Genomic DNA, 21,598 nt, shown 5'->3' on the forward strand with positions numbered 1-21,598 from the left:
AGTCGAAGGGAAACGATGTCTTAATCTCGCGGCGGCAGGCGGCGGTAAAGCTCGATCATATCGGTCGCCAGATCCTGAATCACCATTGCGTTCATCAGGTGATCCTGCGAATGAACGGTGATCAAATTCACCGGCAGCTTACCGGTGCCTTCATCGAGCCCGATAAGCTGGGTTTGAATTTTATGCGCGGCTTTCACGAATTCGCGCGACTCTTCCATCGCTTTTTCTGCTTCAGCAAAATCGCCTTTACGCGCCATTTGTAACGCGGTTAATGCCTGGCTACGCGCCGCGCCCGCGTTAACCAACAACTCCATAATGATGGTTTCTAAATCTTCCACGCATTCACTCCAGTAGCTTAAGGGCTTTTTCCAGAACGACATCGCCTTTCATCATGCCGTAATCCATCATATCGATCACCGCCACTTTCTTGCCCAGCGGTTCCGCCTGCGCCTGCAATTTTGCCTGCTCGTATTTCACCTGCGGCCCCAGCAACACGATATCCGCTGTTGCAATTTCATCTTTAAATTCCGCAACAGGAACCGCTTTGATAGTGACCTCGACGCCTTTTTTCTGCGCCGCGTCTTTCATGCGTTGCACCAACATGCTGGTGGACATACCCGCTGCACAGCATAAAACGATGTTTTTCATAGTCAGCCTCGGTGTTGATGGGATAGGTGATAATTATCCCGCGCTGTTGGGTTCAACAACCGCTTTACCGCGATTGTGTGTAGGGCATCACAAAGAATCCCTGCATAACATGAAACCGGTTGCAACCTTGCGACGCGCCGCCTGGCTATGGGTGATTCACCAGTAGAATTCGGTTCTTACCTTGCTGCTTCGCTTTATAAAGCGCTTCATCCACACGGCCGACCAGCTGGTTCAGCGGTTCCATGTTCCACTCACCCAAACCAGCGCTAAACGTGACCGACAGCTCTTTCTCGCGCCATGTACGGTTCTCCACTTTCACCCGCCACTGCTCCAGTAGCGCCTGCGCGTTATCGATATGCGCATGTGGGAAAATCACCGCGAACTCTTCGCCACCGTAGCGATAGAGCGAAATCCCCTGCGGCTGCAAGATCTGAATGCCTTCGCGCGCCACGTTGCGCAGCACGATGTCGCCATTCAAATGTCCCCAGGTGTCGTTAATGGATTTGAAATTATCGATATCCACCAGCGCCAGAGCAAACGGCTGATGATCGTTCATCAGCGCGGCAATATCGGCATCAAAGGCGCGGCGATTTTTACAATTGGTCAGCGCATCCATGGTCGCCTGCCGCACCCACGTTTGTTCCCGCTCTTTACTGCTTTCAATCGCTTTACTCAACATCGCTTCGAGCCGTGGGGCGCGGGTTACATCACCGGTTTTTATCGCATCGATTATGTTGAGCAGCACCGTGCGCGAGCTGTGGCGTAAATAGAGGCCAAACAGAATGATAAACACTGCCGCCGTGGTGAATCCCCAACCGACAAGCTGAAGCTGATGGTGAACGCGTTTATCCAGTGTGCTGGCGGATACTTTATAGATCACAAACCATTCCGGGTTGGTGAAGGCGTAGTAGTAATACCAGCACGCATTTTTTTCATCGAAAAGCGCGCCTTCAGCACTGGTCATCGCTGCGAGTATTGTCGGGCTGACGAGTGTTTTGAATAACGCGCCAGTGTCCGGGTGTAGCATCGCTTTGCCTTCGCCGTCGATAACGAAGAATTCGCCAGGCATCGGGGGTTGCATGGTGCGCAGGGTGAAACCCATTGAGGCCAGATCAAGGTGAAAAGCCAGCGTCCCTTTTAATTTACCGTCCGGCGCTATCACCGGTTTATAAATGCTCACTATCGGGTTATGGGTAAAAAAATCCATGTAGCTGCGGGTATAGTGATTAAACATGCTGGCTTCCGCCTGGTGCATAAACCACGGACGCGTACTGGCATTGAAATTTTCACCGCTGCCCATAACCTGTGGCGCGCGCAGGTAAACGCCGCGCGAGTCGGCGAGAGAGATCGACGATACCGAGGGCATCAGCGCCAGCAACTGCATCAGCAATTTCAGTCCCTTGTCCCGATCGCCGTTCACGGTGACGTCTAACTGATCGTCATGGGCGAAGAATGCGGCGGCGCGATTGAGAACATAGTCGTTTTCACGCAGCATCGACTGGGTGTAATTCACCGCCAGGTTATGCGCGAAATTGCGATTCACATCGTGGTACTCCTCCAGCGTCTCTTTACGCATACCGGCGATAATCATGAGCGCGATTATCACAAAACTGAGGAGGATCCCGGCAAGGCTCACCAGAATTGGTCTTGTAAATGAAAGTTGTTTGCTATGCATTTTCTTATCCTTGAACATGCAAAAGAGGAACAGATATCAGTATAGGGGCTGCGCAAAAGATAGCGTACCTGATGTGAGTAAGGCGGAGCGGAAGAGAGGAAGAGCGCCCGCTCCGGTCAGTCTCATAACCTGACAGCGCAAGCATGAAGGTTCGGGCGACAAGCCACCATCGCCCGATTTTGCTTTTACGTAGCAGGCCGGGAAAGTATTAACCCGTTATCTGCGCGTTGCGGCTTTTTTGCGGCGCACGTCCCAGCCAGCTATCCCAGTCTTTCCACACCGGTTGCAGCCCACGGGCGATCAGCGCATCGGCAACGTCCTGCGGGCGGCGCTCATCATGGGGCGAAAATTGCTCCAGCTCCGGGTGATTGTCGGCATAGCCGCCCGGCTGCGTTTTGGAAAACGCGCTTACGTTATTAATCGCCAGCGGAATAACATGATCGCGAAAGTGCGGTGATTCGCGCGTGGATAGCGACAACTCCGTGTCCGGTGCCAGCAGGCGAAACGCGCAAATGGTTTGCACCAGTTGCCGCTCATCCATCACTGACGCAGGCTCCACGCCGCCCGCGCAAGGGCGCAGGCGGGGGAAGGAGATGGAATAACGACTTTTCCAGTAGCGCTGTTGTAGCCACAGCAAATGTTCGGCAACCATATAGCAATCCACTCGCCAACTGTCGGACAGGCCCATTAACGCACCGAGGCCAATCTTGTCGATACCCGCGCGGCCCAGCCTGTCCGGCGTCTCCAGCCGCCAGAAGAAGTCCTGTTTTTTACCGCGCAGATGGTGACGTGCATACTGGCTTTCGTGGTACGTCTCCTGGTAGACCATTACGCCATCAAGACCAAGGGTTTTCAGCTCGGTGTACTCCGGCTCGGAAAGCGGCTGCACTTCCATTTGCAACGAGGCGAACTGGCGGCGGATCGCCGGCATATGGCGGCGAAAGTAGTCCATCCCGACTTTGCCCTGATGCTCACCGGTGACCAGCAACAGATGCTCAAACCCCAGTTCGCGTATGGCCGCGCATTCCCGCGCAATCTCCTGCTCATCCAGCGTTTTGCGCTTCAGGTGATTGCTCATCGAAAACCCGCAATAGGTGCAGTCATTGGCGCAAAGGTTAGAGAGATAAAGCGGAACATAAAAACTGACGGTGTTGCCAAAACGCTGGCGCGTGAGCCGCTGTGCTTGCTGTGCCATCGGTTCAAGAAAACCGGCGGCGGCGGGGGAGAGCAGCGCCATCATATCGTCGCGCGTCAGTTGCCGGGCATTGAGTGCGCGTTCAACATCGGCGGCGGTTTTGCTGTGGATGCGCAGGCGGATATCGTCCCAGTCCAGTTGCCTCCAGCGGTCGGTGAAGGTGCTCATAATGTTTCCTCCAGGAAACCGGTGAGCGGGCTGGTGGCCTGCGCGTAACGCTGGCGGGCGCCTGGTACGGCCTGGCGGGCCAGTGTTCCGGCCTCGACAGCCAGGCGAAAAGCGCGCGCCATGTTGACCGGGTCGTCGGCGACCGCGATCGCGGTATTGACCAGCACCGCGTCAGCCCCCATCTCCAGCGCCTGCGCCGCGTGGCTGGGCGCGCCGATCCCGGCATCGACCACCACTGGCACATTCGCCTGCTCGATAATAATCTCCAGCATGGCGCGGGTTTCCAGCCCCTGGTTGGAGCCGATCGGTGCGCCCAGCGGCATGACTGCCGCGCAGCCCACCTCTTCAAGCCGTTTACACAGCACCGGATCGGCACCGCAATAGGGCAGAACCACAAAACCCATCTGCACCAGTTTTTCCGCCGCGCGCAAGGTTTCAATCGGATCGGGCAGCAGCCAGCGGGCGTCCGGATGAATTTCCAGTTTTAGCCAGTGCGTGCCGAGTGCTTCCCGTGCCAGTTGGGCGGCGAAAATGGCCTCTTCGGCGTTTTTCGCCCCGGAGGTGTTAGGCAGCAACGTCACACCCGCATCCAGCAAGGGTTGCAACAGCATATCGGTGCGCTGGCGCAGGTCGACGCGCTTCATCGCCAGCGTTACCAGTTCGCTGCCCGACGCATGAATCGCATCGACCATCAGTTGCGGTGTGGCGAACTTGCCGGTGCCGGTAAACAGCCGTGAAGTGAACTCTTTTTCTGCAATACGTAACATCTCAGCCCCCTGCGATAACCTGAAACAGCAGGATGTGATCGCCGTCCTGCACAAGATGGTTTTCCCACTGCTCACGCGGCAGGATCTGTTGATTAACGGCCAGCGCGACACCCGGTTTGAGCTGATTGAGTTGCTCAAGCAGGGTGGCGACGGAAAGCCCGGCGACGCAGTTCATCGACTCGTCATTGAAGCGTATTTGCATGTCGCCCTCCACAAACCGGGCACTGGCGGGAAGCGTGCAGCGCCAGCGTGCGCCAAAGATTGGTGCGCGCGTCGAACAGGCGCAGCTCACCGCTGGTGGTGTGCAGCCCGTTCAACAATTTAATGGTTTCCAGCGCCTGCATGGCACCCATAATGCCGACCACCGGGCCAACAATACCGGCGGTGCGACAGTTGCGTTCTGGCTCGCTGTCGTCCGGCCATAAACAGCGGTAGCAGCCCTGCTGCCAGGGCGGCGTCAGCACCATCAACTGGCCGCCAAAACCGACTGCGCTGGCGGTGATAAGCGGTGTCTCCAGCGCCACGCAGGCAGCGTTGATCGCCTGGCGTGTCAGCATGTTGTCGCTACAGTCGAGCACCACATCGGCCTGCTGAACTTGCTGGTGCAACGCCTCACCGCTCAAGCGCTGCTGGAGCGTAATCAGCTCGATATCTGGGTTTAATCTGTGCAGGCGCTGCGCGGTGACCTGGGTTTTCGGCTGGTTGATATCATCGGTGGTAAATAAAATCTGTCGCTGCAAATTGCTCAGGTGTACGGCGTCGTCATCCGCCAGCACCAGCGTGCCGATCCCTGCGCCAGCAAGGTAGACCGCCGCCGGTGCGCCAAGACCGCCGAGGCCGATAATTAATACCCGGCTGGCGAGCAATTTTTGCTGGCCGGTAACCGCGATATCCTCCAGCAGGATCTGGCGGCTGTAGCGCATAAAGTCACGATCATTCATCGCCCACCCCCGCCAGTTGCAGTAATTGCTGGGTTGCCTGTTGCCAGTTATCCGCCCGGGTGATGGCGCTGACCACCGCAATACTGCCCACGCCGGTTGCCAACACATCCGGCGCACGCGCAAGGCTGATACCGCCAATAGCAACGGTTGGATAATCTTTCAGCCGTGCAACGTGATGCGCCAGCTGTTCCAGTCCCTGCGGCGCAGAAGGCATCTGTTTGGTTTGCGTGGGAAAGACATGGCCCAGCGCGATGTAAGAGGGGCGGGCCGCCAGCGCCACGTCGATTTCCATATCGTCATGGGTGGAGACGCCAAGGCGCAAACCCGCTGCACGAATGGCGCTTAAGTCGGTCGTTTCCAGATCTTCCTGACCAAGATGCACACCGTAAGCCTGGTGTTTGATCGCCAGTCGCCAGTAATCGTTAATAAACAGCCGCGCATTAACGCGACGGCCAAGCGCGATGGCTGCCATCACATCCGCTTCAACGTCCTCGTCGCGTTTATCCTTGATGCGCAGTTGCAGCGTGCGCACGCCCGCATCCAGTAAACGGGCAATCCAGTCGACGCTGTCGACCACCGGGTAAAGGCCGAGGCGGAAGGGCACCGGCGGGAAATCGGGCTGATACATCAGGCTTCCTCCCTCTTCAGGTAGATCTCACCGCCGCGTGCGCGGAAGTCGCTGGATTTATCCACCATACCGACTTCAATCGCCTGGGTTGCCGCGTAGTCACGCACCTCTTGCGAGATTTTCATCGAACAGAATTTCGGCCCGCACATAGAGCAGAAGTGCGCCACTTTGCCGGATTCCTGCGGCAGCGTTTCATCGTGGTAGGCGCGCGCGGTAAACGGGTCGAGCGCAAGGTTGAATTGATCCTCCCAGCGGAACTCAAAACGCGCTTTCGACATGGCGTTGTCGCGGATCTGCGCGCCAGGGTGGCCTTTGGCCAGGTCAGCGGCGTGAGCGGCGATTTTGTAGGTAATCAGCCCCTGTTTAACGTCCTCTTTATTGGGTAAGCCGAGGTGCTCTTTGGGCGTGACATAACAGAGCATCGCGCAGCCAAACCAGCCAATCATCGCCGCGCCAATACCAGAGGTGAAATGGTCATAGCCCGGCGCGATATCGGTGGTTAGCGGCCCCAGCGTATAGAATGGCGCTTCGTGGCAGTGCTCCAGTTCTTCGGTCATATTGCGGCGGATCATCTGCATTGGTACATGCCCCGGGCCTTCAATCATCACCTGAACGTCATACTCCCAGGCAATTTTCGTCAGTTCGCCAAGCGTATGCAGCTCGGCAAATTGCGCTTCGTCGTTGGCGTCCTGAATGGAGCCTGGGCGCAAGCCATCGCCCAGCGATAGCGAAACGTCATAAGCGGCGCAGATTTCGCAGATCTCGCGAAAATGGGTGTAGAGGAAGTTTTCCTGATGATGGGAGAGGCACCATTTCGCCATAATTGAGCCACCGCGCGAGACAATGCCGGTCAGGCGCTGCGCGGTCATGGGCACATAGCGCAGCAGCACGCCCGCGTGGATGGTGAAATAGTCCACCCCTTGCTCCGCCTGTTCCAGCAGGGTGTCGCGAAATGCTTCCCAGGTAAGATCTTCGGCGATCCCGTTAACCTTCTCCAGCGCCTGGTAGATCGGCACTGTACCGATCGGCACCGGGCTGTTACGCAGGATCCATTCGCGGGTTTCGTGGATATAACGCCCGGTGGATAAATCCATGACCGTGTCCGCGCCCCAGCGCGTCGACCAGACCAGCTTTTCCACCTCTTCTTCGATCGAGGAAGTCACCGCCGAATTACCGATATTGGCGTTCACCTTCACCAGGAAGTTGCGGCCAATGATCATTGGCTCCGATTCCGGGTGGTTAATATTGGCCGGGATAATCGCCCGCCCGGCGGCGACTTCATCGCGCACAAATTCCGGGGTGATGTTTTCCGGTAGGCGTGCGCCAAAACCTTCGCCCGGATGCTGCTTACGCAACACTTCGCTGCGAATGCGCTCGCGGCCCATGTTTTCGCGAATGGCGATAAACTCCATTTCCGGCGTGACGATGCCTTTGCGCGCATAGTGCAGTTGCGTGACGCGCTGGCCGGGTTTCGCGCGGCGCGGCGTCAGTAAACCGCTAAAACGCAATTCGTCGAGGCCATCATCGGCCAGCCGTTCGTTGGTATAGACAGAGCTGCGCTGTTCCAGTGTTTCGCTGTCATCACGGGCGGCAATCCACGGTGCGCGCAGTTTCGCCAGCCCTTGCTGGACATCAATCGCAATATCCGGATCGCCATACGGGCCCGAGGTGTCGTACACCGGCACCGCTTCATTCTCTTCAAACTGTGGGTGTTCTTTTGTGCCGCCGGTAAGCGTCGGGCTCAGCTGGATTTCGCGCATCGGAATGCGGATATCGGGTTGCGAACCGGTGATGTAGATGCGGCGCGAGTTGGGGAAAGCGGTGCCTTCCAGTGTGTCGATGAAGTGTTGCGCCTGGGCGCGTTGTTCACGGCGTGTAAGTTTTGCAGACATAGCTCATTCCAGAATGTAAAGGATATGGCTTGTCAGACGACGGATGGAGTAATGGCAGCAACCGCCCGTGAGGGTGGTTGACGTGAATGGATTACTCTTGTTCCCTTCGCAGGTTTTAACCTGATCAGGTTCCGCGGATCCCGAATTAACGGTCTCAGCCTTTTCCCCTTCATCCTTCACGCTGCCCTGTGTTGGCTGCGTTCGCTCACCACAGTCACTTACTTGATGTAAGCTCCTGGGGATTCACGAACTTGCCGTCTCGACGCATCGCGAATGATGTTGTGGAAATATAGGCACTCCGACAAGAAAAACCCGTCCGAAGACGGGGACTGCTTTTTAAATTACGCGTTAATGTTTAAGAACTCAAGCCGGTCGCGCGACACCGCTTTCGTCGTTGGCGCTCTCTTTGATGTTGTTATCAAAGGCCAGCACGATTAACTTGTCTTCCAGGGTAAAGCGGGCGGCCAGCGCTTCGCCGATATCGGAAAGCGCTTGCTGGAACTCCAGACAGTTATCGTCATCAATGGCGTTTTCCAGGCTGGAGTCGTAATAGTTCATGATTTCTACAGTATTCGCTTCAAGCATTGGGTAAAGCTGCGTCGCCGCTAAAAGTGGGCTGCTCCCTTCCAATTCGCTAATGATGCGTTCATAAATATTGAAGTGACCTGCGGAAAGGTATTCCACCAGGTTGTGGCAAAAATCGTCCAGCGCTTTTTCGTTAAGCTGCATGTAGGATCCTTTGCCAGGTTTAATGCCAACCAGATTGTAATAAGAAACAAGCAGTTGCTTACGTGCTTGCAGCCAATGGTCGACAAGTTTGTTACTTCCTCCAACGCGCTCTGTCAGGCTTTCTAACTGGTTTAGCATAAATGGCTCCGCAAATATGTAAGATCAAAACGATGTAATAATAATGTTAATAACATGCCAGTAAAGCGAAGGTAGTGCACCAAATGGTACGTATTATTGAAGCACACGATCAGGGCTGGTGGATCGTCAGCCATGAACAAAAATTATGGATGCCCGGCGGGGAATTACCACACGGCAAGGCAGGAAATTTCGATCTTGTGGGGCAGAGCGCGCTTCACATTGGCGAGTGGCAGGGCGAAGCGGTATGGATGATCCGCCAGAATCGTCGCCAGGATATGGGATCCGTGCGCCTGCTTATCGATCAAGATGTGGGGCTTTTTCAACTGGCGGGCCGTGGCGTGCAACTGGCGGAATTTTATCGTTCACACCAGTTTTGCGGTTACTGCGGGCACACCATGCACCCCAGTAAAACCGAATGGGCAATGCTGTGCGATCACTGCCGCGAGCGCTATTACCCGCAAATCGCCCCTTGCATCATTGTCGCCATTCGCCGTGATGACAGCATTTTGCTGGCGCAGCACACGCGCCATCGCAATGGCATTTACACGGTGCTCGCCGGTTTCGTCGAAGTGGGCGAAACCCTTGAACAGGCGGTGGCGCGTGAAGTGATGGAAGAGAGCGGCATCAAAGTGAGGAATTTGCGTTATGTCACCTCGCAACCGTGGCCGTTTCCGCAATCGCTGATGACCGCATTTATGGCGGAATATGACAGCGGCGAAATCCGCATTGACCCGAAAGAGTTACTGGATGCGGGCTGGTATCGCTATGACAACTTGCCGCTGTTACCGCCTCCGGGTACGGTTGCGCGCCGCCTTATCGAGGATACGGTGGCGATGTGTCGGGCAGACGACGAATAAGGTGTATATACTGGCGGCCTGACGCTTGAGGAACTGACAATGACCGAACTGAAAAACGATCGTTACCTGCGCGCGCTTCAGCGCCAGCCAGTAGATATGACCCCGGTGTGGATGATGCGCCAGGCAGGCCGCTATTTACCGGAATATAAAGCGACCCGCGCGCAAGCAGGCGATTTTATGTCGCTGTGCAAAAACGCCGAGCTGGCCTGCGAAGTGACCTTACAGCCGCTGCGCCGCTACCCGCTTGATGCGGCTATTCTTTTCTCCGACATCCTTACCGTGCCAGATGCGATGGGGCTTGGCCTCTATTTCGAAGCCGGGGAAGGGCCGCGTTTTACCTCGCCCATCACCTGCAAAGCGGATGTTGATAAGCTGCCGGTGCCAGACCCGGAAAACGAGCTGGGCTACGTGATGAACGCCGTGCGCACCATTCGCCGTGAGCTGAAAGGTGAAGTGCCGCTGATCGGTTTTTCCGGTAGCCCGTGGACACTGGCGACTTATATGGTGGAAGGCGGCAGCAGCAAAGCGTTTACTCTGATTAAAAAAATGATGTACGCCGAGCCGCACACGCTGCATGCGCTACTGGATAAGCTGGCGCAGAGCGTCACGCTGTACCTCAACGCGCAGATCCGCGCGGGCGCACAGTCAGTGATGATTTTCGACACCTGGGGCGGTGTGTTGACCGGGCGCGATTATCAGCAATTCTCGCTCTACTACATGCATAAAATTGTCGATGGCTTGCTGCGTGAAAACGAAGGCCGCCGCGTGCCGGTGACGTTATTCACCAAAGGCGGCGAGCAGTGGCTGGAAGCAATGGCAGAAACAGGCTGTGATGCGCTGGGCCTCGACTGGACAACCGATATTGCCGATGCACGCCGTCGCGTTGGTCATAAAGTTGCGCTGCAAGGCAATATGGACCCGTCTATGCTTTACGCGCCGCCTGCGCGCATTGAAGAAGAGGTCGCGACGATTCTCGCGGGCTTCGGCAAAGGCGAAGGTCATGTGTTTAACCTCGGTCACGGCATTCATCAGGATGTCCCGCCGGAACATGCAGGAGTATTTGTCGAGGCGGTGCACCGCCTGTCGGCCTCCTGGCATCAGTAAGGAGAGAGTATGGATCTCGCGTCACTACGCGCACAACAACTTGAACTGGCTTCTTCGGTGATCCGTGAGGATCGTCTGGATAAAGATCCGCCCACATTGATCGGCGGGGCCGATGTCGGTTTTGAGCAGGGTGGAGAAGTGACGCGAGCGGCGATGGTGCTGCTCTCCTGGCCTTCGCTGGAGCTGATTGAATATCAGGTGGCGCGTATCGCCACCACCATGCCTTATATCCCTGGTTTCCTTTCTTTTCGTGAATACCCGGCGCTGCTGGCGGCGTGGGAGCAGCTGTCGCAAAAACCCGATTTGCTGTTTGTCGATGGCCACGGTATTTCCCATCCGCGCCGTCTCGGTGTTGCCAGCCATTTTGGTTTGCTGGTCGATGTACCTACTATTGGCGTGGCGAAAAAGCGGCTGTGTGGCAAGTTCGAACCGCTGGCGGACGAGCCGGGTGCGCTCTCCCCGTTGATGGATAAAGGTGAGAAGCTCGCCTGGGTGTGGCGCAGCAAGGCGCGCTGCAATCCGCTGTTTGTCACCACCGGGCATCGTGTCAGCCAGGATAGCGCGCTCGCGTGGGTGCAGCGTTGCATGAAAGGCTACCGGTTACCGGAACCGACGCGCTGGGCGGACGCGGTGGCATCCGGACGGCCCGCGTTTACGCGTTGGCAGGCAATTCAGCGCAATATCAGGTAAACTGCCGCGCATTACCGATTTTGAGAAACGATCATGTTACAAAACCCAATTCACCTGCGTCTGGAAAAGCTGGAAAGCTGGCAGCACGTCGTCTTTATGGCTTGCCTGTGCGAGCGTATGTACCCCAATTACGCCATGTTCTGCCAGCAGACAGAGTTTGGCGACGCGCAGCTTTACCGGCGGATCCTTGACCTGGTGTGGGAAACGCAGATCGTCAAAGACGCGAAAGTAAACTTCGACAGCCAGCTGGAGAAACTGGAAGAGGCGATTCCGGCGGCGGATGACTACGATCTGTACGGTGTTTACCCGGCCATTGATGCCTGCGTGGCGCTCAGTGAACTGATTCATTCGCGCCTGAGCGGTGAAACGCTGGAGCATGCAATCGAGGTCAGTAAAACGTCGATCACTACCGTTGCGATGCTGGAAATGACCCAGCAGGGACGTGAAATGACCGACGAAGAGCTGCGGGAAAACCCGGCTGTTGAGCAAGAATGGGATATTCAGTGGGAGATTTTCCGCCTTCTGGCAGCCTGCGAAGAACGCGATATTGAGCTGATTAAAGGGCTGCGCGCAGACCTGCGTGAGGTCGGTGAGAGCAATATCGGTATAAATTTGCAGCAATGAGACAATAAAACGTGATTTAACGCCTGTTTTGTCGTGCCTGAAGGCTTCCCTTAATACCCTCGTCTGGTCTACATTTGGGGGGCGAAAATAAGTGGCTATCGGTGCGTGTATGCAGGAGAGTGCTTTTGAGGCATTTCCGTCGCACTCGATGCTTAGCAAGCGATAAACACATTGAAAGGATAACTTATGAACAAGACTCAACTGATTGATGTAATTGCAGACAAGGCTGATCTGTCTAAAGCGCAAGCGAAAGCTGCACTGGAATCCACCCTGGCTGCCGTTACTGAGTCTCTGAAAGCAGGTGATGCGGTACAACTGGTTGGTTTCGGTACCTTCAAAGTGAACCACCGCGCTGAGCGTACTGGCCGCAACCCGCAGACCGGTAAAGAAATCAAAATCGCCGCAGCTAACGTGCCGGCATTTGTTTCTGGTAAAGCACTGAAAGACGCAGTTAAGTAAGACCGCGTGGCAGTGAACAGTTTTGTCGAAGGGGCGGTTTCGCCCCTTTTGTCATTCTGGCGTCGCCCGCTGTTGTTGGCGGGCGCAGCGCTGTTACTGACAGCCTGCAGCCATGACTCCTCCTTACCGCCTTTTACCGCCAGCGGGTTTGCCGGCGATCAGGGCGCAGTGCGGATCTGGCGTAAAGATTCAGACGGTGAGACGCACTTGCTCGCCGCATTTAGCCCGTGGCACCACGGGAATACATCGCTTAGCGAATACCGCTGGCAGGGCGATACGTTAACTCTCATTGAACTCAATGTTTACGGTAAACCGCCGGAGCATATTCGCGTCCGTTTTGACGATCGCGGCGAGCTGAGCTTTATGCAGCGTGAGGTCGACGGGCAGAAACAGCAACTTTCCAGCGACCAGGTCGCGCTGTATCGCTACCGGGCAGAGCAGATCCGCCAGACCAGTGACGCGCTGCGTCAGGGGCGAGTGATCCTGCGTCAGGGGCGCTGGCAGGCCAACCATACGGTACAGACCTGTGAAGGGCAGACCGTGAAACCCGATCTGGATGATTACGCCTTAAACCGTATTGAGCAGCGTCAGAACCGCTCTGCGGTTGCGGTAAGCGTCGCATGGCTGGAAGCGCCGGAAGGCGCGCAGCTATTGCTGGTGGCGAATGCGGATTTCTGCCGCTGGCAGCCGACGGAAAAGAATTTCTGAAAACCCTCTCCCCGGTGGAGAGAGGGTGAAAGGGCGAGAGTTACTTGCCTTGCTCGCGCGCAATTGCGCGGTAACCAATATCCCGGCGGCTGAAGCTGCCATCCCAGTGAATATCGGTCATTAAGGCATACGCGCGCTGCTGCGCTTCGGCGACGGTGTCACCCAGCGCGGTAACGCACAGCACGCGCCCTCCGTTGGTCAGCACCTGGTCGTCGGCAGAGAGTTTGGTGCCTGCGTGGAACACTTTACCGTCAGCCACTTCTTCCAGCGGTAAACCGTGGATGACATCGCCATTGCGGTAGTTGCCCGGGTAACCACCGGCTGCAACCACAACGCCCAGCGATGCGCGACTATCCCACTCTGAGGTTTTCTCATCCAGCTTGCCTTCACACGCGGCCAGGCACAGCTCCACCAGGTCAGACTGCATGCGCAGCATAATTGGCTGTGTTTCCGGATCGCCAAAGCGGCAGTTGAACTCGATAACTTTCGGGTTGCCCTGCTTATCGATCATCAGCCCGGCATACAGGAAACCGGTGTAGGTATTGCCTTCTGCCGCCATGCCGCGCACGGTTGGCCATATGACGCGTTCCATGGTGCGCTGATGCACTTCATCCGTCACCACTGGCGCAGGCGAGTAAGCACCCATACCGCCGGTATTCGGGCCGGTATCGCCATCCCCGACGCGTTTGTGATCCTGGCTGGTGGCCATTGGCAGCACGTGTTCGCCGTCAACCATCACGATAAAGCTGGCTTCTTCGCCATCGAGAAACTCTTCAATCACAATGCGGTGGCCCGCGTCGCCAAAAGCATTGCCTGCCAGCATATCGTGAACCGCTGCTTCGGCTTCTTCGAGCGTCATGGCGACGATCACGCCTTTGCCCGCCGCCAGACCATCGGCCTTGATCACGATAGGCGCGCCTTTCTCACGCAGGTAAGCCAGCGCAGGCTCGATGTCGGTAAAATTCTGGTACTCGGCGGTCGGAATATTGTGGCGCGCGAGGAAGTCTTTGGTGAATGCTTTGGAGCCTTCCAGCTGCGCGGCACCCTGCGTTGGGCCAAAAATCTTCAGACCGGCCGCGCGAAACGCGTCGACCACGCCGATTACCAGCGGTGCTTCCGGGCCAACGATAGTCAGATCGATCTTCTCGTTCTGCGCAAAGCTCAGCAGCGCCGGGATGTCGGTTGCGCCAATCGCGACGTTTTGCAGCGTCGGTTCCAGTGCCGTACCGGCGTTACCCGGTGCGACAAAAACGGTATCAACCAGCGGTGACTGCGCGGCTTTCCATGCCAGCGCGTGTTCGCGCCCGCCGTTGCCAATTACTAATACTTTCATTGTCTGCTCCGTGGATTAATGGCGGAAGTGACGCATGTCGGTGAAAATCATCGCAATGCCGTGTTCGTCGGCGGCGGCAATGACTTCGTCATCGCGGATGGAGCCGCCAGGCTGAATAACGCAGGTCACGCCAACAGCGGCGGCGGCATCAATGCCGTCGCGGAACGGGAAGAACGCGTCAGAAGCCATGGCGGAACCTTTCACTTCCAGTCCTTCGTCACCGGCTTTGATCCCGGCGATTTTCGCCGAGTAGACGCGGCTCATCTGGCCTGCGCCAATGCCGATGGTCATGTTTTCTTTCGCGTAGACAATGGCGTTGGATTTGACGAATTTCGCTACTTTCCAGCAGAACAGCGCATCACGCAGCTCCTGCTCGGTCGGTTGGCGTTTGCTGACGACGAGCAGTTCACTTGCGCTTACCATGCCGAGATCTCTGTCCTGAACCAGCAGACCGCCGTTGACGCGTTTGAAATCGAGTCCCGGAACACGCTGCGTCCACTCGCCGCAGACCAGTACGCGGACATTCTGCTTAGCGGCGGTAATTTTCAGCGCCTCTTCGCTGGCGGACGGGGCGATGATCACTTCAACAAACTGGCGAGAAATGATCGCCTGGGCGGTTTCAGCGTCCAGCTCACGGTTAAAAGCGATGATGCCGCCGAATGCGGAGGTTGGATCGGTTTTATAAGCGCGATCGTAAGCCTCCAGAATTGAACCGCTAACCGCAACGCCGCAAGGATTGGCGTGTTTCACAATCACACACGCCGGTTCGCTGAACTCTTTCACGCACTCCAGCGCCGCATCGGTGTCGGCAATATTGTTATAGGAGAGCGCTTTGCCTTGCAGCTGCTGCGCGGTGGCAACGGAGGCCTCTTTGATCTCTTCTTCTATATAGAAGGCGGCTTGCTGGTGGCTGTTTTCGCCGTAGCGCATATCCTGCTTTTTAATGAAGTTCAGATTCAGGGTACGCGGGAAGCGACCGGCGGGTTCTTTTCTTTCGCCGTGATAGGCCGGAACCAGGCTGCCGAAGTAGTTGGCAATCATGCTGTCGTACGCCGCGGTGTGTTCAAACGCTTTAATCGCCAGGTCGAAACGGGTGGCAAGCAGAAGTGAACCTTCGTTGGCATCCATTTCATTAATAATGGCGGTGTAGTCGCTGCTCTTTACAACGATAGCGACATCTTTATGGTTCTTCGCGGCGGAGCGCACCATAGTCGGACCGCCGATATCAATATTCTCTACCGCATCTTCCAGTGAGCAACCTTCACGCGCGACGGTCTCGGCGAATGGATAAAGGTTAACGACCACCATATCGATCGGCGCAATTGCATGTTCTGCCATGATTGCGTCATCCTGCCCGCGACGACCCAGAATGCCGCCATGTACTTTCGGATGCAGGGTTTTCACGCGTCCATCCATCATTTCCGGAAAACCGGTGTAGTCGGAAACTTCAGTCACTGGCAGACCTTTTTCCGCCAGCAGACGCGCGGTGCCGCCGGTAGAGAGCAGTTCTACGCCACGCTGAGAGAGCGCCTGTGCGAATTCGACAATACCGGCCTTGTCAGAAACACTGAGCAAAGCGCGGCGGACTGGACGACGTTGTTGCATGGTAAATCCCCTGGATTTGTCTTTAACAGAGAGCGTTAGCTAAATATTAGGATCTTTATTGACCCTAAAACTTAGCTAATGCCCCAGCGAGGGCTCATGTTTTTTGCGCGGGCATTGTAACGAAAACGTTTGCGTAGCGCTCGCGAATTTTTGTACTTTTGCCGGATTGTGGATAAGTCTGTGTGTAAATGGGTATAAAGGCGGGTTTTGTTGTGGAATGCAGCAGTCAGTCATTTTTATGTCATTTTTCTATTGCGGGGGGCGGAGAACTCCCTATAATGCGCCTCCATCGACACGGCGGATGTGAATCACTTCACACAAACAGCCGGTTCGGTTGAAGAGAAAAAATCCTGAAAATCAGGGTTGACTCTGAAAGAGGAAAGCGTAATATACGCCACCTCGCGACAGAGCGCTAAAGCGCGTCGCACCTGCTCTTTAACAATTTATCAGACAATCTGTGTGGGCACTCAGGGTGACTGGATTCTTGACGTCCTCGGACGAAAAATGAATACCAAGTCTCAACGAGTGAACACGTAATTCATTACGAAGTTTAATTCATTGAGCATCAAACTTTTAAATTGAAGAGTTTGATCATGGCTCAGATTGAACGCTGGCGGCAGGCCTAACACATGCAAGTCGAACGGTAGCACAGAGAGCTTGCTCTCGGGTGACGAGTGGCGGACGGGTGAGTAATGTCTGGGAAACTGCCTGATGGAGGGGGATAACTACTGGAAACGGTAGCTAATACCGCATAACGTCGCAAGACCAAAGAGGGGGACCTTCGGGCCTCTTGCCATCAGATGTGCCCAGATGGGATTAGCTAGTAGGTGGGGTAACGGCTCACCTAGGCGACGATCCCTAGCTGGTCTGAGAGGATGACCAGCCACACTGGAACTGAGACACGGTCCAGACTCCTACGGGAGGCAGCAGTGGGGAATATTGCACAATGGGCGCAAGCCTGATGCAGCCATGCCGCGTGTATGAAGAAGGCCTTCGGGTTGTAAAGTACTTTCAGCGGGGAGGAAGGGAGTAAGGTTAATAACCTTATTCATTGACGTTACCCGCAGAAGAAGCACCGGCTAACTCCGTGCCAGCAGCCGCGGTAATACGGAGGGTGCAAGCGTTAATCGGAATTACTGGGCGTAAAGCGCACGCAGGCGGTCTGTCAAGTCGGATGTGAAATCCCCGGGCTCAACCTGGGAACTGCATCCGAAACTGGCAGGCTTGAGTCTCGTAGAGGGAGGTAGAATTCCAGGTGTAGCGGTGAAATGCGTAGAGATCTGGAGGAATACCGGTGGCGAAGGCGGCCTCCTGGACGAAGACTGACGCTCAGGTGCGAAAGCGTGGGGAGCAAACAGGATTAGATACCCTGGTAGTCCACGCCGTAAACGATGTCTATTTGGAGGTTGTGCCCTTGAGGCGTGGCTTCCGGAGCTAACGCGTTAAATAGACCGCCTGGGGAGTACGGCCGCAAGGTTAAAACTCAAATGAATTGACGGGGGCCCGCACAAGCGGTGGAGCATGTGGTTTAATTCGATGCAACGCGAAGAACCTTACCTGGTCTTGACATCCACAGAACTTTCCAGAGATGGATTGGTGCCTTCGGGAACTGTGAGACAGGTGCTGCATGGCTGTCGTCAGCTCGTGTTGTGAAATGTTGGGTTAAGTCCCGCAACGAGCGCAACCCTTATCCTTTGTTGCCAGCGGTTAGGCCGGGAACTCAAAGGAGACTGCCAGTGATAAACTGGAGGAAGGTGGGGATGACGTCAAGTCATCATGGCCCTTACGACCAGGGCTACACACGTGCTACAATGGCGCATACAAAGAGAAGCGACCTCGCGAGAGCAAGCGGACCTCATAAAGTGCGTCGTAGTCCGGATTGGAGTCTGCAACTCGACTCCATGAAGTCGGAATCGCTAGTAATCGTGGATCAGAATGCCACGGTGAATACGTTCCCGGGCCTTGTACACACCGCCCGTCACACCATGGGAGTGGGTTGCAAAAGAAGTAGGTAGCTTAACCTTCGGGAGGGCGCTTACCACTTTGTGATTCATGACTGGGGTGAAGTCGTAACAAGGTAACCGTAGGGGAACCTGCGGTTGGATCACCTCCTTACCTTAAAGAACCTGCCCCTGCAGTGTCCACACAGATTGTCTGATGAAAAGTGAATAGCAAGGCGTCTTGCGAGCGAGACTTTACGTCCCCTTCGTCTAGAGGCCCAGGACACCGCCCTTTCACGGCGGTAACAGGGGTTCGAATCCCCTAGGGGACGCCACGCGTTAACTGATGAGGTCAAACCTCCCAGGGGACGCCACTTGCTGGTTTGTGAGTGAAAGTCACCTGCCGATGTATCTCAAAACTGACTCACGAGTCATGTTTGAGATATTTGCTCTTTAAAAATCTGGATCAAGCTGAAAATTGAAACACTGAACAGTGCGAACTGTTCTGTGAGTCTCTCAAATTTTCGCGACACGCGGATGTTCACGAAACATCTTCGGGTTGTGAGGTTAAGCGACTAAGCGTACACGGTGGATGCCCTGGCAGTCAGAGGCGATGAAGGACGTGCTAATCTGCGAAAAGCGCCGGTAAGGTGATATGAACCGTTATAACCGGCGATGTCCGAATGGGGAAACCCAGTGTGACTCGTCACACTATCATTAACTGAATCCATAGGTTAATGAGGCGAACCGGGGGAACTGAAACATCTAAGTACCCCGAGGAAAAGAAATCAACCGAGATTCCCCCAGTAGCGGCGAGCGAACGGGGAGCAGCCCAGAGCCTGAATCAGCTTGTGTGTTAGTGGAAGCGTCTGGAAAGTCGCGCGATACAGGGTGACAGCCCCGTACACAAAAGCACACAGGCTGTGAGCTCGATGAGTAGGGCGGGACACGTGGTATCCTGTCTGAATATGGGGGGACCATCCTCCAAGGCTAAATACTCCTGACTGACCGATAGTGAACCAGTACCGTGAGGGAAAGGCGAAAAGAACCCCGGCGAGGGGAGTGAAAAAGAACCTGAAACCGTGTACGTACAAGCAGTGGGAGCACCTTCGGGTGTGACTGCGTACCTTTTGTATAATGGGTCAGCGACTTATATTCTGTAGCAAGGTTAACCGCATAGGGGAGCCGAAGGGAAACCGAGTCTTAACTGGGCGTTAAGTTGCAGGGTATAGACCCGAAACCCGGTGATCTAGCCATGGGCAGGTTGAAGGTTGGGTAACACTAACTGGAGGACCGAACCGACTAATGTTGAAAAATTAGCGGATGACTTGTGGCTGGGGGTGAAAGGCCAATCAAACCGGGAGATAGCTGGTTCTCCCCGAAAGCTATTTAGGTAGCGCCTCGTGAATTCATCTCCGGGGGTAGAGCACTGTTTCGGCTAGGGGGCCATCCCGGGCTTACCAACCCGATGCAAACTACGAATACCGGAGAATGTTATCACGGGAGACACACGGCGGGTGCTAACGTCCGTCGTGAAGAGGGAAACAACCCAGACCGCCAGCTAAGGTCCCAAAGTCATGGTTAAGTGGGAAACGATGTGGGAAGGCCCAGACAGCCAGGATGTTGGCTTAGAAGCAGCCATCATTTAAAGAAAGCGTAATAGCTCACTGGTCGAGTCGGCCTGCGCGGAAGATGTAACGGGGCTAAACCATGCACCGAAGCTGCGGCAGCGACGCTTATGCGTTGTTGGGTAGGGGAGCGTTCTGTAAGCCTGCGAAGGTGTGCTGTGAGGCATGCTGGAGGTATCAGAAGTGCGAATGCTGACATAAGTAACGATAAAGCGGGTGAAAAGCCCGCTCGCCGGAAGACCAAGGGTTCCTGTCCAACGTTAATCGGGGCAGGGTGAGTCGACCCCTAAGGCGAGGCCGAAAGGCGTAGTCGATGGGAAACAGGTTAATATTCCTGTACTTGGTGTTACTGCGAAGGGGGGACGGAGAAGGCTATGTTAGCCGGGCGACGGTTGTCCCGGTTTAAGCGTGAAGGTGTGTGCTCCAGGCAAATCCGGAGCACTTTAACACTGAGGCGTGATGACGAGGCACTACGGTGCTGAAGTAACAAATGCCCTGCTTCCAGGAAAAGCCTCTAAGCATCAGGTAACACGAAATCGTACCCCAAACCGACACAGGTGGTCAGGTAGAGAATACCAAGGCGCTTGAGAGAACTCGGGTGAAGGAACTAGGCAAAATGGTGCCGTAACTTCGGGAGAAGGCACGCTGATACGTAGGTGAAGTCCCTTGCGGATGGAGCTGAAATCAGTCGAAGATACCAGCTGGCTGCAACTGTTTATTAAAAACACAGCACTGTGCAAACACGAAAGTGGACGTATACGGTGTGACGCCTGCCCGGTGCCGGAAGGTTAATTGATGGGGTCATCCGTAAGGAGAAGCTCTTGATCGAAGCCCCGGTAAACGGCGGCCGTAACTATAACGGTCCTAAGGTAGCGAAATTCCTTGTCGGGTAAGTTCCGACCTGCACGAATGGCGTAATGATGGCCAGGCTGTCTCCACCCGAGACTCAGTGAAATTGAACTCGCTGTGAAGATGCAGTGTACCCGCGGCAAGACGGAAAGACCCCGTGAACCTTTACTATAGCTTGACACTGAACACTGGTCCTTGATGTGTAGGATAGGTGGGAGGCTTTGAAGCGTGGACGCCAGTCTGCGTGGAGCCGCCCTTGAAATACCACCCTTTAATGGCTGGTGTTCTAACGTGGACCCGTGATCCGGGTTGCGGACAGTGTCTGGTGGGTAGTTTGACTGGGGCGGTCTCCTCCTAAAGCGTAACGGAGGAGCACGAAGGTCAGCTAATCCTGGTCGGACATCAGGAGGTTAGTGCAATGGCATAAGCTGGCTTGACTGCGAGCGTGACGGCGCGAGCAGGTGCGAAAGCAGGTCATAGTGATCCGGTGGTTCTGAATGGAAGGGCCATCGCTCAACGGATAAAAGGTACTCCGGGGATAACAGGCTGATACCGCCCAAGAGTTCATATCGACGGCGGTGTTTGGCACCTCGATGTCGGCTCATCACATCCTGGGGCTGAAGTAGGTCCCAAGGGTATGGCTGTTCGCCATTTAAAGTGGTACGCGAGCTGGGTTTAGAACGTCGTGAGACAGTTCGGTCCCTATCTGCCGTGGGCGCTGGAGAATTGAGGGGGGCTGCTCCTAGTACGAGAGGACCGGAGTGGACGCATCACTGGTGTTCGGGTTGTCATGCCAATGGCACTGCCCGGTAGCTAAATGCGGAAGAGATAAGTGCTGAAAGCATCTAAGCACGAAACTTGCCCCGAGATGAGTTCTCCCTGAGACTTTAAGTCTCCTGAAGGAACGTTGAAGACGACGACGTTGATAGGCCGGGTGTGTAAGCGCAGCGATGCGTTGAGCTAACCGGTACTAATGAACCGTGAGGCTTAACCTTACAACGCCGAAGATGTTTTGGCGTG

The 21,598-nt window shown here is 55.5% G+C and carries 18 protein-coding genes, 1 tRNA gene and 2 rRNA genes; 9 read left to right on the forward strand and 12 right to left on the reverse strand.

Features of this window, described 5'->3' with window-relative positions; genetic code table 11:
• Positions 1-20: 20 nt before the first annotated feature.
• From H650_RS15440 to H650_RS15485, 10 genes are all read right to left on the reverse strand, one after another.
• A complete protein-coding gene (locus tag H650_RS15440) occupies positions 21-338 on the reverse strand; it encodes a PTS lactose/cellobiose transporter subunit IIA (RefSeq protein WP_020456059.1) in 318 nt (105 codons plus the stop codon).
• 4 nt (positions 339-342) lie between these two features.
• Positions 343-648 carry a PTS sugar transporter subunit IIB gene (locus H650_RS15445; protein WP_020456060.1) on the reverse strand — a complete coding sequence of 102 codons (306 nt, stop codon included), beginning with the start codon at positions 646-648 and terminating at the stop codon, positions 343-345.
• A gap of 145 nt (positions 649-793) precedes the next feature.
• A complete protein-coding gene (locus H650_RS15450; RefSeq protein WP_020456061.1) occupies positions 794-2,323 on the reverse strand; it encodes a sensor domain-containing diguanylate cyclase in 1,530 nt (509 codons plus the stop codon).
• A gap of 208 nt (positions 2,324-2,531) precedes the next feature.
• A complete protein-coding gene (thiH, locus tag H650_RS15455; protein WP_020456062.1) occupies positions 2,532-3,686 on the reverse strand; it encodes a 2-iminoacetate synthase ThiH in 1,155 nt (384 codons plus the stop codon).
• Entirely contained in the window at positions 3,683-4,453 is a 771-nt protein-coding gene (gene thiG, locus H650_RS15460) for a thiazole synthase (RefSeq protein ID WP_020456063.1), read from the reverse strand. The genes thiH and thiG overlap by 4 nt, the downstream gene beginning before the upstream one ends.
• A gap of 1 nt (position 4,454) precedes the next feature.
• Positions 4,455-4,655 (reverse strand): sulfur carrier protein ThiS, encoded by a 201-nt coding sequence (thiS, locus tag H650_RS15465; protein WP_017460019.1) that lies wholly within the window; start codon positions 4,653-4,655, stop codon positions 4,455-4,457.
• Positions 4,636-5,394, reverse strand: a complete 759-nt coding sequence (locus tag H650_RS15470) for a HesA/MoeB/ThiF family protein (protein ID WP_020456064.1) — start codon at positions 5,392-5,394, stop codon at positions 4,636-4,638. Before H650_RS15470 ends, thiS begins: the two co-directional genes overlap by 20 nt.
• Positions 5,387-6,022, reverse strand: a complete 636-nt coding sequence (gene thiE, locus H650_RS15475) for a thiamine phosphate synthase (protein WP_020456065.1) — start codon at positions 6,020-6,022, stop codon at positions 5,387-5,389. The genes H650_RS15470 and thiE overlap by 8 nt, the downstream gene beginning before the upstream one ends.
• Positions 6,022-7,914 carry a phosphomethylpyrimidine synthase ThiC gene (gene thiC / locus H650_RS15480; protein ID WP_020456066.1) on the reverse strand — a complete coding sequence of 631 codons (1,893 nt, stop codon included), beginning with the start codon at positions 7,912-7,914 and terminating at the stop codon, positions 6,022-6,024. Before thiC ends, thiE begins: the two co-directional genes overlap by 1 nt.
• Positions 7,915-8,277: 363 nt before the next feature.
• Positions 8,278-8,781 carry an Rsd/AlgQ family anti-sigma factor gene (locus H650_RS15485; protein ID WP_020456067.1) on the reverse strand — a complete coding sequence of 168 codons (504 nt, stop codon included), beginning with the start codon at positions 8,779-8,781 and terminating at the stop codon, positions 8,278-8,280.
• Between the two features lie 83 nt (positions 8,782-8,864).
• Between H650_RS15485 and nudC the strand changes: the two genes are divergently transcribed.
• The 6 genes from nudC (at position 8,865) to H650_RS15515 (ending at position 13,223) form a co-directional block, all read left to right on the forward strand.
• Complete coding sequence (gene nudC / locus H650_RS15490; protein ID WP_020456068.1) at positions 8,865-9,638, forward strand: NAD(+) diphosphatase; 774 nt, start codon at positions 8,865-8,867, stop codon at positions 9,636-9,638.
• A gap of 39 nt (positions 9,639-9,677) precedes the next feature.
• Positions 9,678-10,742 (forward strand): uroporphyrinogen decarboxylase, encoded by a 1,065-nt coding sequence (gene hemE / locus H650_RS15495; RefSeq protein WP_020456069.1) that lies wholly within the window; start codon positions 9,678-9,680, stop codon positions 10,740-10,742.
• A 9-nt stretch (positions 10,743-10,751) separates the two neighbouring features.
• The gene (gene nfi / locus H650_RS15500) at positions 10,752-11,432 is read left to right on the forward strand and encodes a deoxyribonuclease V (protein WP_020456070.1); all 681 of its coding nucleotides are present in this window, start codon (positions 10,752-10,754) and stop codon (positions 11,430-11,432) included.
• A gap of 33 nt (positions 11,433-11,465) precedes the next feature.
• Entirely contained in the window at positions 11,466-12,056 is a 591-nt protein-coding gene (locus H650_RS15505) for a YjaG family protein (RefSeq protein WP_020456071.1), read from the forward strand.
• Positions 12,057-12,242: 186 nt separating this feature from the next.
• On the forward strand, positions 12,243-12,515 hold the full coding sequence (hupA, locus tag H650_RS15510; protein WP_017460010.1) for a nucleoid-associated protein HU-alpha: 273 nt from the start codon (positions 12,243-12,245) through the stop codon (positions 12,513-12,515).
• A gap of 12 nt (positions 12,516-12,527) precedes the next feature.
• Entirely contained in the window at positions 12,528-13,223 is a 696-nt protein-coding gene (locus tag H650_RS15515; protein ID WP_167579022.1) for a DUF1481 domain-containing protein, read from the forward strand.
• 40 nt (positions 13,224-13,263) lie between these two features.
• Here the strand turns inward: H650_RS15515 and purD are convergent, their stop codons facing one another.
• Positions 13,264-14,556 carry a phosphoribosylamine--glycine ligase gene (gene purD, locus H650_RS15520; protein WP_020456072.1) on the reverse strand — a complete coding sequence of 431 codons (1,293 nt, stop codon included), beginning with the start codon at positions 14,554-14,556 and terminating at the stop codon, positions 13,264-13,266.
• Positions 14,557-14,571: 15 nt separating this feature from the next.
• A complete protein-coding gene (purH, locus tag H650_RS15525) occupies positions 14,572-16,161 on the reverse strand; it encodes a bifunctional phosphoribosylaminoimidazolecarboxamide formyltransferase/IMP cyclohydrolase (protein WP_020456073.1) in 1,590 nt (529 codons plus the stop codon).
• A 575-nt stretch (positions 16,162-16,736) separates the two neighbouring features.
• Here purH and H650_RS15530 point away from each other — a divergent pair.
• The 3 genes from H650_RS15530 to H650_RS15540 all read left to right on the forward strand — a co-directional run bounded on the left by H650_RS15530 (position 16,737) and on the right by H650_RS15540 (position 21,573).
• Positions 16,737-18,276, forward strand: a 16S ribosomal RNA gene (locus tag H650_RS15530).
• A gap of 84 nt (positions 18,277-18,360) precedes the next feature.
• Positions 18,361-18,436: transfer RNA gene (locus H650_RS15535), tRNA-Glu, on the forward strand.
• Positions 18,437-18,666: 230 nt separating this feature from the next.
• Positions 18,667-21,573, forward strand: a 23S ribosomal RNA gene (locus H650_RS15540).
• Together the 16S and 23S rRNA genes with 1 tRNA gene alongside form the textbook arrangement of a ribosomal RNA operon.
• The last annotated feature ends 25 nt before the right edge of the window (positions 21,574-21,598 follow it).

It is taken from the genome of Enterobacter sp. R4-368 (genome assembly GCF_000410515.1).
Lineage (GTDB): Bacteria > Pseudomonadota > Gammaproteobacteria > Enterobacterales > Enterobacteriaceae > Kosakonia.